This window comes from Pseudomonas sp. 1928-m (genome assembly GCF_029269135.1).
GTDB lineage: Bacteria > Pseudomonadota > Gammaproteobacteria > Pseudomonadales > Pseudomonadaceae > Aquipseudomonas.
On the sequence record NZ_JARIXO010000003.1, the window covers coordinates 347000 to 359739 of the forward strand.

General features: G+C 60.3%; 10 protein-coding genes, 1 tRNA gene and 1 pseudogene. 3 read left to right on the top strand and 9 right to left on the bottom strand.

The window, feature by feature from the left end; all coding sequences use genetic code 11:
• Positions 1 to 175: 175 nt before the first annotated feature.
• A complete protein-coding gene (locus P3C18_RS13540) occupies positions 176 to 526 on the top strand; it encodes a type II toxin-antitoxin system RelE/ParE family toxin (RefSeq protein WP_275962371.1) in 351 nt (116 codons plus the stop codon).
• Here P3C18_RS13540 and P3C18_RS13545 read toward each other — a convergent pair.
• On the bottom strand, positions 523 to 846 hold the full coding sequence (locus P3C18_RS13545) for a helix-turn-helix transcriptional regulator (protein WP_275962372.1): 324 nt from the start codon (positions 844 to 846) through the stop codon (positions 523 to 525). The two genes, P3C18_RS13540 and P3C18_RS13545, sit on opposite strands and share 4 nt — an antisense overlap.
• Positions 847 to 990: 144 nt before the next feature.
• Positions 991 to 1980: a hypothetical protein gene (locus P3C18_RS13550; protein ID WP_275962373.1), complete on the bottom strand. Its 990-nt coding sequence runs from the start codon at positions 1978 to 1980 to the stop codon at positions 991 to 993.
• A 39-nt stretch (positions 1981 to 2019) separates the two neighbouring features.
• On the opposite strand from P3C18_RS13550, the pseudogene P3C18_RS13555 reads away from it, so the two are divergent.
• Positions 2020 to 2265, top strand: a pseudogene (locus P3C18_RS13555) (hypothetical protein); the annotation flags it as partial.
• Here P3C18_RS13555 and P3C18_RS13560 read toward each other — a convergent pair.
• The 3 genes from P3C18_RS13560 to gpM all read right to left on the bottom strand — a co-directional run bounded on the left by P3C18_RS13560 (position 2260) and on the right by gpM (position 3900).
• A complete protein-coding gene (locus P3C18_RS13560; protein ID WP_275962374.1) occupies positions 2260 to 2697 on the bottom strand; it encodes a hypothetical protein in 438 nt (145 codons plus the stop codon). The pseudogene P3C18_RS13555 and the gene P3C18_RS13560 overlap by 6 nt on opposite strands.
• Positions 2648 to 3040 carry a head completion/stabilization protein gene (locus P3C18_RS13565; RefSeq protein WP_275962375.1) on the bottom strand — a complete coding sequence of 131 codons (393 nt, stop codon included), beginning with the start codon at positions 3038 to 3040 and terminating at the stop codon, positions 2648 to 2650. The genes P3C18_RS13560 and P3C18_RS13565 overlap by 50 nt, the downstream gene beginning before the upstream one ends.
• A 95-nt stretch (positions 3041 to 3135) precedes the next feature.
• Positions 3136 to 3900, bottom strand: coding sequence for a phage terminase small subunit (gene gpM, locus P3C18_RS13570; protein ID WP_275962376.1), 765 nt, complete (start codon positions 3898 to 3900; stop codon positions 3136 to 3138).
• Between the two features lie 230 nt (positions 3901 to 4130).
• Here gpM and P3C18_RS13575 point away from each other — a divergent pair, with 230 nt between their 5' ends.
• Positions 4131 to 4682 (top strand): YfbU family protein, encoded by a 552-nt coding sequence (locus tag P3C18_RS13575; RefSeq protein ID WP_275962377.1) that lies wholly within the window; start codon positions 4131 to 4133, stop codon positions 4680 to 4682.
• Positions 4683 to 4792: 110 nt separating this feature from the next.
• On the opposite strand, the gene P3C18_RS13580 is transcribed toward P3C18_RS13575, so the two are convergent.
• The 4 genes from P3C18_RS13580 to dnaG all read right to left on the bottom strand — a co-directional run bounded on the left by P3C18_RS13580 (position 4793) and on the right by dnaG (position 12612).
• Positions 4793 to 4869: transfer RNA gene (locus tag P3C18_RS13580), tRNA-Ile, on the bottom strand.
• A 15-nt stretch (positions 4870 to 4884) separates the two neighbouring features.
• A complete protein-coding gene (locus P3C18_RS13585; protein WP_275962378.1) occupies positions 4885 to 8619 on the bottom strand; it encodes an EAL domain-containing protein in 3735 nt (1244 codons plus the stop codon).
• 104 nt (positions 8620 to 8723) lie between these two features.
• Positions 8724 to 10568, bottom strand: coding sequence for an RNA polymerase sigma factor RpoD (gene rpoD / locus P3C18_RS13590; protein ID WP_275962379.1), 1845 nt, complete (start codon positions 10566 to 10568; stop codon positions 8724 to 8726).
• A 67-nt stretch (positions 10569 to 10635) separates the two neighbouring features.
• Positions 10636 to 12612: a DNA primase gene (gene dnaG, locus P3C18_RS13595; RefSeq protein WP_275962380.1), complete on the bottom strand. Its 1977-nt coding sequence runs from the start codon at positions 12610 to 12612 to the stop codon at positions 10636 to 10638.
• Positions 12613 to 12740: the final 128 nt, after the last annotated feature.

Consider the following 12740-nt stretch of genomic DNA (forward strand, 5'->3'; position numbering starts at 1 on the left):
CACACTGGAATGTGGGTGTGGCCGGCCAGCTGAGTGTTTATCTGTTTCACCAGATCAATCAGATCATCCTTTAGCCTCTCTTTATCCGCAGCGGACTTTTCTCATGGCAGAATGGCATCGCCCTCTGGGATTAGCCTTGGAGGGCTTTCATCAGCCATAGGGAGGGAATGGAGTATTGAGAAAATTTGCTTTTGTAAGTGCGGCTGCTGAGCGCGAGTACAAGGATCTGCCGGAAGAAGTGCAAGATGAGTTCGGCAAAGGTCTGAGGCGTATTCAGTACAACGAGGATCCGGAACTGCCGATCAAGCAGCTATCGGATTCGGTCGGAGCTGGTGCTATTGAACTCATCATCAATGGCAGCCCCGCATACCGGTGCGTCTACATCGCTAAGTATGCGGATATGGTTGTCGTCCTGCATTCGTTCGTGAAAACGACGAACAGAACCGATCGTCACGCAATGGCCGTTGCGGAAGATCGGTTGAAGGAATTGAAGAAGGAGCTTCGGGCAATGGGGCTCAACGTCTAGCAGGCTTGAGCCCGAGCAATGACGATTTGAGGTGACGTCCCGGCATCGTTGGACGGTAAGGTGAAATTGGTACGAAAGCCAAGTTTATCAAGCATATCCATCATTGCATCGACCGTGAATTTTTCGATCTTGCCGTTGGCTAGCTCGGAAACGCGCGATTGGGTCACGTTCAACTTAGCTGCGGCCTCACTTTGCTTGAGGCCCAGTTTTTTGATGCAGTCTGTAATAAATATCGACAAATCCATTTTCAGCGCCATTTTGCTGGCTGTGTCCTCGTCGTGCGTGACGTGGAACGGGCTATCGTGAAATTGAAGTGCCATATCGCTTACCTCAGTGATCCGATATCTAAAATTTACGATAAAACTGTAACTCTTGCTTGCTCAAACAGCAAGCAAATGTGATGAACGGCGTTGAAGCTTTCGTTACAAGTACGCTATTTGGCCGCTTAGAGTCCCGCTAGTTACTCAAAGAGTGATCGGCTTCAACTGCGCCCCTAACGCGAGCGCTTGGCCCGCCTTGGCAGTGAACTGGCTGGCGTCAGTAGGGCTCGGTGTTGGCCCTGGAATGTGGGTGTGGCTGGCCAGCTGGATGTTCATCTGCTCCACCAGATCGATCAGATCACACAGCACCTGCAGCACATTCACGGCGCTGGAACCTACCCAGGTTTTCGGTGCTTCTAGGTGCTGGCTCGCCTGGCTCACGCTTTTGCGCAGACCCTTGATCTGTTCGGTGAACTGGCCCTGGATCTGCGTCTGCTTATCGCCGCCCACCGTGGCGTTGTGCTTCTGTCCCACCACTAGGTTCAGGTCGCGGCCGGTGGCTTGGTGCAGGTCGTCCACGGCGGCCAGGCTGGCAGATCCGCCCGACAGCAGCTTGAGCGCGCCCAGCGCTTCCACTTTCTTGATGCCACCCACCGTTTCGGTGCTGTGGTCGTCCACTTCCACGGTGCTGCTTTGGTAGCGTTCGGTGTTGTCCAGGGCTTCCACTTCGCGCTCTATGGCCTGATCGCGGGTCTGCCTTAGCCAATTGCCGTCGGCGTCCACACGCTGCTGGCAGGCCTCGCTGTGCTGCCATACCTGATCACCTTTTGGCACACGCGGCAGGCTCAAACCGTGGGCGAGGATCTGCTGAATAAACGGTTTATGCGGCAGGCCATAGGCGAAGCCCACCACAACGGTGGTGCCTTCCTCGGGGAAGCCATACATGCCCGCTTCCTGGCCGCCGTTGGGCACAGGCAATGGCAGGCTTTGCAGAATGGGCAGCGCCGGATCTGGCTCGCCGTTTGGCAGCAGCACCTCCACATCCACGGCAAAGCGCGGGCGGAAGTCGTCGCACAGTCCCTGCGTTTCGGGGGCGTCCGGTGCGGCTACCACACGGCCGAAGCGCGGCAGGTGATAGCCACCGGTCAGCTCAGGAAAGCGGCGCTCTACGGTGCGTTGAATTACTTCTTCCATCGGATGGCCATCTGCGTTTGGCTCAGCGTTACCGATGTAACCCGTAAGGTCGCCCAGCAGCAAGGGCGCGACCAGCAGTTGGCAGATCTGCAGGCGCTGCTGGCGGGCGGCACTGCTGACAGCAGCATGCGCGCTCGCCTAATCGGGCCTGGCGATCCGTTCCAGCTGCGCAATGGCTTGCTGGAAGGTCAGCCCCCCGGCCATGAATGGGTGCTGAGCGCGGGCGTGGTGTTGGTTGGTTCTCTAGATGGATTGAGCTTTGTACGCGAACTGGTGGGCCTATGAATACAGCAGCGAATAAGTAGAAAGGCCGCCCGGCACCAGACTGGTTTTGTGCATGATCTTGTCAGCGCCAGTTGCCGCGAGCGTCAGAGTATTGGCCGTTGAATCGCTACGGCGTAACAGAATATCGACGACGCCGAGCGCCGGGTTCACCTCGGGCAGTGTGAATATTCGGGGGCCGGCGCTGGCATCTAGTAAAACCGTGCCGCGATGCTGATTGCCCAGCAAAGTGTTGGAACTGAGGGTGACAAACCCTTGCTTGGATCCGCCAACTACCTGCCCACGGGAATTAACCGTTACAAGGTCATAAATCCCACCCGCAACGCCAGTGCGCCCGGCTTCCATTTCAAATGTCAGCGCGGTGGTGTCGAGAGTAATCGGGCCATCAGTTACGTGGCGCCAAAGGCTGTCGGCGTGCTTGGTGCCTTGCTCCACGCTGACGAATAACCGTGGCGAACTGCTGCAGCAGATAGGCCTTGGCGCGGCAGTAAACCGCCCGCTTGTAGGTGGCCACGTAGAACGCCCGTTCCTGCAATACCTGCGGGTCAGCGGTTGCCACGGTGGCGATGCCAGCGGCCTGCCAAGCAGCTTTGCGCTTGGCCAGATCGCGGTTCACTTCACCCATGGCGTTGGTGATGCCGTCGGCCAGCAGATCCACCAGATACTCCGCTGGCAGGCGGTAGCCTTTCTGAAACTCGCTCACGCCCAAGTCGGGCCAAAAGCCGTCGTTGGTGATCGCTTGTTCCACCAGGGTGGTGGGTTTGCCGGAAAAGCTCATGCTGGCCGCTCAAAAATAGGGGGCGGGGGTGGCTGCTGTTAGGCATTGGCACAAGGCCATAGCTTTGGCAGGCCCCCACCGGGGGGGGTAGTCGGTTAGGTGTTCTGGTTTTCGTCGGCCTTGTCCTGCTCGGCTTGCTGCTTGCGCAGGGCTTTGCTGGCGTCGTCCATGCGGGTTTTCACGCCAATTTCCGGGTAAAGCGTGGTGGCTCGTTCGAAGTGATCAACGGCATCACCCCACTGTTCCTGCTCCATGGCGAGGATGCCCAGCAGCTTGTGGAAGCGCGCCGGAATGCGCTCGTAGAGCTTCCAGGGAGTTGGCAGTGGTGCTTCATCGTCTGCCATGATTTCGGCCCAGTAGCCGTCCACGTAGGGCATCAGCTGCGACAGGTAAGGCTCGGGGCTGCGCTTGGCTTTTTGCTCGGCTTCGGCCCAGTCAATCACCGCGTCAGCCACAAAGGTGGGCACGTCGCGCTTGAAGCGGGCGGGCATTTCCTGGCCTTGTTCGATGGCAAACAGCGCCAGTTCCAGGCCGGCCTCGAACTGCTCAGTGTCGAACAGCCATACCAGAACCTGCATCACCACCATATTGGGGTGGCTCAGGCCTGAATCGCGGTAGCGCTGCACATACTCCAGGTACTTGGGCAGCAGCTCTTCACGCTTGAGCTGTTGCCGGTCGGCCATCGAATTCAGGTCAGACAGGCGGGCCAGATCTTCGGCCAGCGCGGTGGTCATCAGCGCCAGGTGCTTCTGTGCGTTGGCCGGGCCAGCCAGGGCAGTGGCGGGGGTGTAAGACCCCGCGCTGCTGGCGGCCGGGCCTTGCTCAAGCATGCGCTGCTTGTGGGCAAGGGCCAGGCTCATAGTCAGACGAACTCCACGTTGCCGGCTTCGATAGCCGCGAACTTGCCCAGCTGCTCGATCACATATGTCTCTACCAAATTCTTGAAGAAGGTCAGGCGTTGATCCGGTACAGAATTCAGTTTAAGCGGATATTTTTGGCTTATGCCGCGAGATTTCACTGCTGGCCAATTTTGGTTAGCAGTACACCCGGCAGCCTAGAAGGGTCGCCTTAACTAGAAGAGGGAACGCAAATGAAGGCAAGTCCGGTTGAAAAGCTGATCTTGGTGATGCTGAGTGATCTGCATCAAAAGGCGGGTATCAAGGACAGTGTGGATCCGTCACTGGTGAGCCGTGCTGTTATCAATAACGATCTATGGGTTTTGGACTGGGCCTATTCTGGCCTGAGCCTAGGTATCGAAACCCCGGAGAACGTGAGGTTTGTCGTCGACGTGCTGGACATGTTCCAGTTCCTCGCCGAGGGATACCGGGCACTCGATGACGAAGGGCGGGAACAGGTCAAGGATGAATACCCAAATGTTGAGTCGTTCATTACGTTTCCAGGCTTTGATGGCAACCATGAATGCGAATACCTGAGTATCGCCAGCTATCTAGTGGACGATCTCGACCGGTTCCAGAGCTTGAAAGCTACTGCGGCCAATAACTCGCACTGCGGAATGGTCGAAACCTATCAGCGCATGCTGTCGGTCTTTATCCCTATTCGTGCCCGCCTTTCCATGCGCCGCCTTAATGCTGCGGAAATCGCTTCTGTCGTGCTTGAGCGGGTGCATCCTGAGAATCGCTGAATAGGCGATGTGGACGATTTGTGGACGCCGCTCGGTGTGTGAAAAGCGCCGTGGTGACAAATGTGTCCACGATAGAAAGACGAAAGCCGCGCAGTGCGCGGCTTTCAAGTTGGTGGGCCCACACGGACTCGAACCGTGGACCAAAGGATTATGAGTCCTCTGCTCTAACCAACTGAGCTATGGGCCCTCAGAAGCGGGCGGATTATACCGGTGCCTTCTCGGCAGCGCCAACCGAATGGCGCGGGGTGAGGAAGTTTTGTGCGAAGGCGTCCGCATGGATGGCGCGGCTGATGACGAAGCCCTGGATTTGCTCGCAGCCTTCGGCGGCGAGGAACAGTTCCTGGGCTTTGGTTTCTACCCCTTCGGCGATCACGGTCAGTTGCATGCTGCGCCCCAGGGCGATGATGGCGCGCACGATGGCAACATCGTTGCTGTCATTGGGGAGGCCGCGCACGAAGGATTGGTCGATTTTCAGGGTGTCGACCGGCAGGCGCTTGAGGTAGCTGAGCGAGGAGTAGCCGGTGCCGAAATCATCGATGGCCAGTTGAATGCCCAGGTTTTTCAGCTGGTGCAGCAGGTTCAGCGCTTCTTCGGCCTGGTTCATGATGAAGCTTTCGGTGATTTCCAGTTGCAGCAGTTCGGGGGCCAGGTTGTGGTCTTCCAGCAGGCTGGAGATGCGTACCAGCAGGTGCGGCTGGCGCAGTTGCACGCCGGTCAGGTTGACCGACAGCGGGCCGAAGGGGGCGTGCTGTTGTTGCCATTGCTGCATTTGCCAGCAGGCCTGGCGCAGTACCCAGTCGCCGAGGGCGATGATCAGGCCGGTTTCTTCGGCCAGGGGGATAAAGCGGTCCGGCGGGATTTCGCCGAATACCGGGTGATGCCAGCGCACCAGCGCTTCGGCGCCGATCAGGCGGTTGCTGCTCAGGCTGCGCTTGGGTTGGTAGTAGAGCTGCAGTTGTTCCAGCTCGATGGCGCGGCGCAGTTCGCGCTCCAGGGCCATGCGTTCGGTGGCCTGGAAGGTCAGGTCGCGGGTGTATAGCTCGACGCGGTTGCGCCCGCGCGCCTTGGAGCGGTACATGGCGGCATCGGCATTTTTCACCAGGGTGGCGACATCGTCGCCGTCGTCCGGGTAGCGGCTGATGCCGATGCTGGCGCTGATAAACAGCTCCTGCTCGTCGAACTGGAAGGGCAGGCTGAAGCAGTCGAGCAGCTTGTGCGCCACCAGTTCGGCATCGCCATCGTGTTGCAGGCCGGGCAGCAGGATGATGAATTCATCACCGCCGAGGCGCGCCACGGTGTCGATATCACGTAGGTGGGCTTTCAGGCGTACGGCAATGCTCTTGAGCAGTTGGTCGCCGACCGGGTGGCCGAGGCTGTCGTTGATGTGTTTGAAGCGGTCCAGGTCGATAAACAGTACGGCGCCCATGCGTTTGTCGATGTGCGCGTCTTCGAGGGCGGCGCGCAGGCGTGCTTCGAACAGCATGCGGTTGGGCAGGCCGGTCAGCGGGTCGTGATGGGCCTGGTGGTCGAGGCTGGCCTGGGCGTGCTTGAGCGAGCTGATATCGGCAAACACGCCGACAAAGTGGGTGATCTGCTGATCGCTGTCACGCACGGCGCTGATGGTCAGCCATTCCGGGTAGAGCTCGCCGCTTTTGCGTTTGTTCCAGATCTCGCCTTGCCAGTGCCCGGAGGCGCTGAGGTTGTGCCACATGGCGGCGTAGAAGGCGCTGTCGTGGTTGCCGGAGGCGAGCAGGCGCGGCGACTGGCCGAGGGCTTCGGCTTCGCTGTAGCCGGTGATGGTGGTGAAGGCGCGGTTGACGGCGGTGATGCGTTGCTGCAGGTCGGTGATCATCACGCCTTCGGCGGTGCTTTCGAAAACGGTGGCGGCCTGCTTGAGGTTTTCCTGCATCTGCTCGCGCTCGGTGATGTCGCGCGCGATGGTCAGCATGCAGGTGTCGCCTTCGATGGGGATCGGCTGCACCGACATCTCACAGGTGCGCAGCGAGCCGTTGCGGGTGCGGATCAGGGCGCGGAAGTCGCGCACCGAGCCGTGCTGTTGTACGTGCTCGAACATCCGCGTGCGGTCTTCCGGGTCGGCCCAGATGCCAAGTTGCAGGGTCGAGCTATCGGTCGCTTCGTTAACGCTGTAGCCGGTGATGCGGCTGAAGCCTTCGTTGACGTCCAGCAGTTGGCCGTCGCTCAGGCGGGTGATCAGCAGGCCGTCGGGGGAGGCGTGGAAGGCCTTGGCGAATTTGTCCTCAGAGAGTTTCAGGCGCTGTTGGGTGTCCTTCAATTCGCTGATGTCACGTACTGCCACGACCAGGGTGCTGCTGTCATCCAGGGTGACCTTCTGCGCGGAAATCAGCGCGGTGAACTGGCTGCCGTCGCGCCGGCGAAAGCGACCCTCGATGTTGTGCGCGCTGCCCTTGCGCAGCATTTCCAGAATGCGTGGGCCGATGCCTTGCTCCATCCACAGGTCCAGCTCTGAGCTGGTATGGCCGATGGCTTCGGCGGCGCTGATGCCGAACTGCTGCTCGAAGGTGTTGTTGACCGCCAGCAGGCGGCCGTCGTGCAGGTTGAGCAGGGCGATGATGTCTGGGCAGCTGTGGAACACCGAGGCGAACTTCTGCTCCGACAGGGCCAGTGCTTGTTCAGTGCGCTTGGTTTCGGTGATGTCGATCAGCAGGCCACGCAGCATCTGGCTGCCATCCAGCGGCGAGAGCGTGACGATATCGCGTACCCAGACTTCGCGGCCGTCGGCGGCGAGCATGCGGTAATCCATGCTGTGGTCGCGCCCGGCCAGGGTTTCACTGCGGCAATAGTCGAGGGTGCGGCGCGCGTCATCGGGGTGCAGGATGCGTTCGATAAAGCCGGGCTGCAGCCAGTCCTGCGCCGGATAGCCAAGCAGTTTCTCTGCCTGGGGCGCGACATAGGTGTAGCGAAAGTCGCTGGGGGCCATCTGCCAGGCGACGGCGTTGAGGCTTTCCACCAGGCCGCGGTAGTGCTGCTCGCTGTTGCGCAGCTCGCCTTCGAGTAGGGCGCGGTTGTGCATTTCACTGCGCAGGCGGTGGTTGATGCGCAGGATGCTGAAGATGATCAGCAGGGCTGCCAACAAGCCGGGCAGACCAAACAGCAGCAGGCTGCGCCAGAACGGGCGCTGGTCAAGCGGATCGCTCACCCAACGCTGCTGGATTTCGGCGATTTCACTGGGGGTGAGTTCGCCCAGCAGTTTGTCGAGAATGCCGGCCAGGATCGCTTGGTCCTTGGGTACGGCCATGGCCAGTTGGTAGCGGTACGGCGTCTGGCCGCTGATGACGATGCCATCGAGCTTGAGTTGGCGCAGGTGCCAGACGCTGGAGGCGAGGTCGCCGACCATTGCATCGGCCTGCCCGGAGGCCAGTGCCTGCAAGGCGGCGGCGACGCTGGGGCGCGGCCAGAGGCGCAGATCGGGGTGTTTGTCGCGCAGCAGTTCGTGGGTGGCGTAGCTGTCCACCACGGCCACGCGCAGCCCTTGCAGGTCGCGCAGCCTGCGCGGTTGTGGGCCTTGCTCCTGGCTCAGGATGACAATCGGGAAGTCGAGGTAGGGGCGGGTGAAGGTCAGGTACTGCTCGCGTTCGGGGGTGGCCATCAGGCTGGGCAGCAGGTGCAGCTTGCCGGTTCTGGCATCGGCCAGCACTTCGCTCCAGTTCTGTGCCGGGGCGGGGCGCAGGGTGACCGGCAGGCGCTGTTCGATCAGCCGCACGTAGTCGGCGGCGAGGCCCTGGTACTGCTCATTGTTGTCGATAAATTCGTACGGCGGCCAGTCGCGGTCAACGCCCAGGCTCAGTTGCGGGTTTTCCGCCAGCCAGGTCTGTTCGGCGGGCGTCAGCTCAAGGCTGAGGGCGGGCACGGTCCAGCAGGCCAGACACAACAGGAGGGTGGCTGCAACACGCGGCATGGGTTGGCTCGTTCGCTGGGCAATTAGCAAAAGTGTAGACCGCCTGGCAGGCCTTGGTAGTTGCCCAGAATGCAAAACCCCCGGCAGGGCCGGGGGTTTTGGTGTTACTCGTCGAGGAAGGAGCGCAGGTGCTCGCTTCTCGTCGGGTGGCGCAGCTTGCGCAACGCCTTGGCTTCGATCTGACGAATCCGCTCGCGGGTTACATCGAACTGCTTACCGACTTCCTCAAGGGTGTGGTCGGTATTCATGTCGATGCCGAAGCGCATGCGCAGTACCTTGGCTTCACGCGCGGTGAGGCCGGAGAGTACTTCGCGAGTGGCTTCTTTAAGGCTCTCAACAGTGGCGACATCGATTGGCGACTGCATGGTCGAGTCTTCGATGAAGTCACCCAGATGGGAGTCTTCGTCATCACCGATCGGGGTTTCCATGGAGATCGGCTCTTTAGCGATCTTCAATACCTTGCGGATCTTGTCCTCAGGCATTTCCATGCGCTCACCCAGCTCTTCCGGGGTCGGTTCACGACCCATTTCCTGCAGCATCTGCCGGGAAATACGGTTGAGCTTGTTGATTGTCTCGATCATGTGCACCGGAATACGGATGGTGCGCGCTTGGTCGGCAATCGAACGGGTGATCGCCTGGCGAATCCACCAGGTGGCGTAGGTCGAGAACTTGTAACCGCGACGGTATTCGAACTTGTCCACCGCCTTCATCAGGCCGATGTTGCCTTCCTGGATCAGGTCGAGGAACTGCAGGCCACGGTTGGTGTACTTCTTGGCAATCGAGATCACCAGACGCAAGTTCGCTTCAACCATCTCTTTCTTCGCGCGACGGGCCTTGGCCTCGCCGATCGACATGCGACGGTTGATGTCCTTGATTTCAGCCAGGGTCAACTCGCATTCGGCTTCCAGGGCAGACAGCTTTTGCTGGCAGCGCTGGATGTCGCCTTGCAGGTTACCGATGGCTTCGGCGTACTTGGCTTTGCCTTTGGCCAGGCCAGCGGACCACTCGACGTCGATTTCATTGCCTGGGAACAGGCGCAGGAAGTCGGCGCGCGGCATACGTGCATCACGTACGCAGAGTTGCATGATGGCGCGTTCCTGGGCGCGCAGGCGCTCCAGAGAGCTGCGTACACGTACAACCAATGCGTCGTACTGCTTGGGCACCAGCTTGATCGGCATGAACAGCTCGGCCATTTCTTTCAGCGCGGCAATGCCTTGCTTACTGTTACGACCGTGCTTTTTCAGGGCTTTCTTGGCAAGTTCAAGGGCGTCGCCAATCGCGGTGAAGCGGCGCAGGGCCTCTTCTGGGTCCGGACCGCCGTCGCCTTCTTCTTCCTCGTCATCGCTGGATTCAGCTTCGTCGTCGTCAGTTTCTTCGGCAGCATCGCCGTCTTTAACTGGGACAGGTGCAGCCGCTTCAGCGGGAACGATGCCGTCATCCGGATCGATATAGCCGCTGAGGACTTCAACCAGGCGACCACCATCGGTGGTAACACGGGTGTACTCGGCCAGAATGCTGTCGACAGTGCCGGGGAAATGAGCGATAGCGCCCATCACTTCACGGATGCCTTCCTCGATGCGTTTGGCGATTTCGATCTCGCCTTCGCGGGTCAGCAATTCCACGGTGCCCATTTCACGCATATACATGCGCACTGGGTCCGTCGTGCGGCCGATATCAGTCTCCACCGCTGCCAGCGCTGCAGCGGCTTCTTCAGCGGCTGCCTCGTCGGTATCGGCGTCGGCCAACATAAGGGCGTCCGCATCCGGAGCACTCTCGTGTACGGGGATCCCCATGTCGTTGATCATGCGGATGATGTCTTCCACCTGCTCCGGATCAGAAATATCTTCCGGTAGGTGGTCGTTGACCTCTGCGTAAGTCAGATACTTCTGCTCACGACCCAGGGTGATCAACTCTTTGATACGAGACTGCTGTTGCGCTTTTCCGGACATAACACCCTATCCACTGAAGGTCTTGGCGGGCAAAAAACAAGCCGCGGATTATACCCGAGTAACACCCCTAAGCGCCAGTTGGACTCGGGATTACCGGTGATGCATTACGGCTCAGCAAGCTGCGCAGCTGATCTTTCTCTTCTGCGCTCAACTCACTTTGACGGGCTTTGCGCAGCAAATGTTCCAGGCTGCGCTCGCGTTGGCGGGCTACTAGACTAGTTATAGTGTCGAAAAACTGTTGTTCAAGGTTGTCGGCTGAAATCAGCCATTCCTTTTCGGCCAGGGCGCGTAATAGACGGCCCTGTTCGGTGCCGTGCCAGCGTGCGATCAGTTGCAGTGAGCGCAGGTTGGGGCTTTTTTGCAGGGCGCCAAGCAAGGCGACCAGCAACTGGGCGTAGGTATCGTCTTCGGCGGCGAAATGGCTGACATCTTCGACCTTCTGCGCCAATTGTGGGTGGTGCAGCAAGGTGCGCAGTGCGCTCAGGTGCGGCGATTCGACGCTGACTGCAGTGCGTGGCGCGCGCGGTGCGAACTCGCCCTGGCCCTTCTTGCTCCACTTGCCGCCGTCTTTCTTCCAGTTGCCCTTGCCTTTGTTGCGTTCAAACTCTGGCGCGGGGCTGGGGTTTTCGTATTCGTTGCGGCTCGGCTCGACATCGTAATAGGCGCTGTCGGGAATCTCGGGGTAATCCGGGTAGTCGCTGGGCGGTGCGCTGCTCTGGCTCGGTTGGCTGCTGCGCGTGGCTGGCGCCATCTGCTGCAGGGCTTCGCCGGACAGGCCGGTGATTTCGCTCAGGCGTTGGCGCATCAGGGCGCGCAGGTTGTTGCCGGGGATCTTGTCGATCAGCGGCGCGGCCAGGGTCATCAGGTGCGCCTTGCCTTCCAGGGAGCGCGGGTCGGCTTCTTCACTGAGTTGCTGGAAGAAGTAGTCGGCCAGCGGCTGGGCGTGCTGGTTGATGCGCGCGCGGAAGGCGTCGGTGCCTTCGCTGCGCACCAGGGTGTCCGGGTCTTCGCCGTCGGGCAGGAACAGAAAGCGTGCGCGGCGGCCGTCCTGCAGGCTCGATAGAGTCGCTTCGAGTGCGCGCCAGGCGGCGTTACGCCCGGCGGCGTCGCCATCGAAGCAGAACAGCACGCTGGGCACGACGCGGAACAGGCGTTTGAGGTGTTCTTCGCTGGTGGCGGTGCCGAGGGTGGCGACGGCGTTGCGCAGGCCTTGCTGGGCCAGGGCGATGACGTCCATGTAGCCTTCAACCACCATGATCTCGTCGAGGTCGCGGTTGTGCTTGCGCGCCTCGAACAGCCCGTAAAGCTCCTGGCCTTTATGGAACACTGGGGTTTCCGGAGAGTTCAGGTATTTCGGTTTTTCGTCACCCAGTACTCGGCCGCCAAAGGCAATCACGCGGCCACGGCTGTCGCGGATGGGGAACATGATGCGGTCGCGGAAGCGGTCGTAGCGTTTGCCGCTTTCGGCGTTTTCCACCAGCAGGCCGGCGTCGATCATCGCCTTCTGCTGCAGGCTGTCGCTGGCCAGGTGCTTGAGCAGGTTGTCCCAGCCAGGCGGGGCGAAGCCCATGCCGAAGTCGCGGGCGATCTCGCCGGACAGGCCGCGACCTTTGAGGTAGTCAATCGCGGCTTTGCGTTGCGGGTGGCTTTTCAGCGCCTGTTTGTAGAACTCGGCGGCAGCGGTCAGCAGTGGATAAAGCGGCGAATCCGTAGGCTGGCGCGGCTTGTTGCTGCGTCCGCCTTCCTCGCGGGGCACTTCCATGCCGGCGCGCTTGGCCAGGTCCTCGATTGCCTGGGGGAAATCCAGTTGGTCGTGGTCCATGACAAAACCCAGGGCGTTGCCGCCGGCGCCGCAGCCAAAGCAGTAATAAAACTGTTTGTCCGGGCTGACGCTGAACGAGGGGGTTTTTTCTTTATGGAAGGGGCAGCAGGCGGTGTAGTTCTTGCCGGCCTTTTTCAGCTGGATGCGCGAGGCGACCACGTCGACGATATCGGTGCGGTTGAGCAGGTCATCGATAAAAGACTGTGGGATCAGGCCGGCCATAGGCGCTCAGAATACTGTCATGCGCTGGGGCAGAACAGGGTGGGGCAAAAACTAAAAGACTCCGATCGTCACCCGGAGGTGGCGCGGAGTCTAAAAGCGAAACCCGGCTAGGCCGGGTGTCAGGCGTT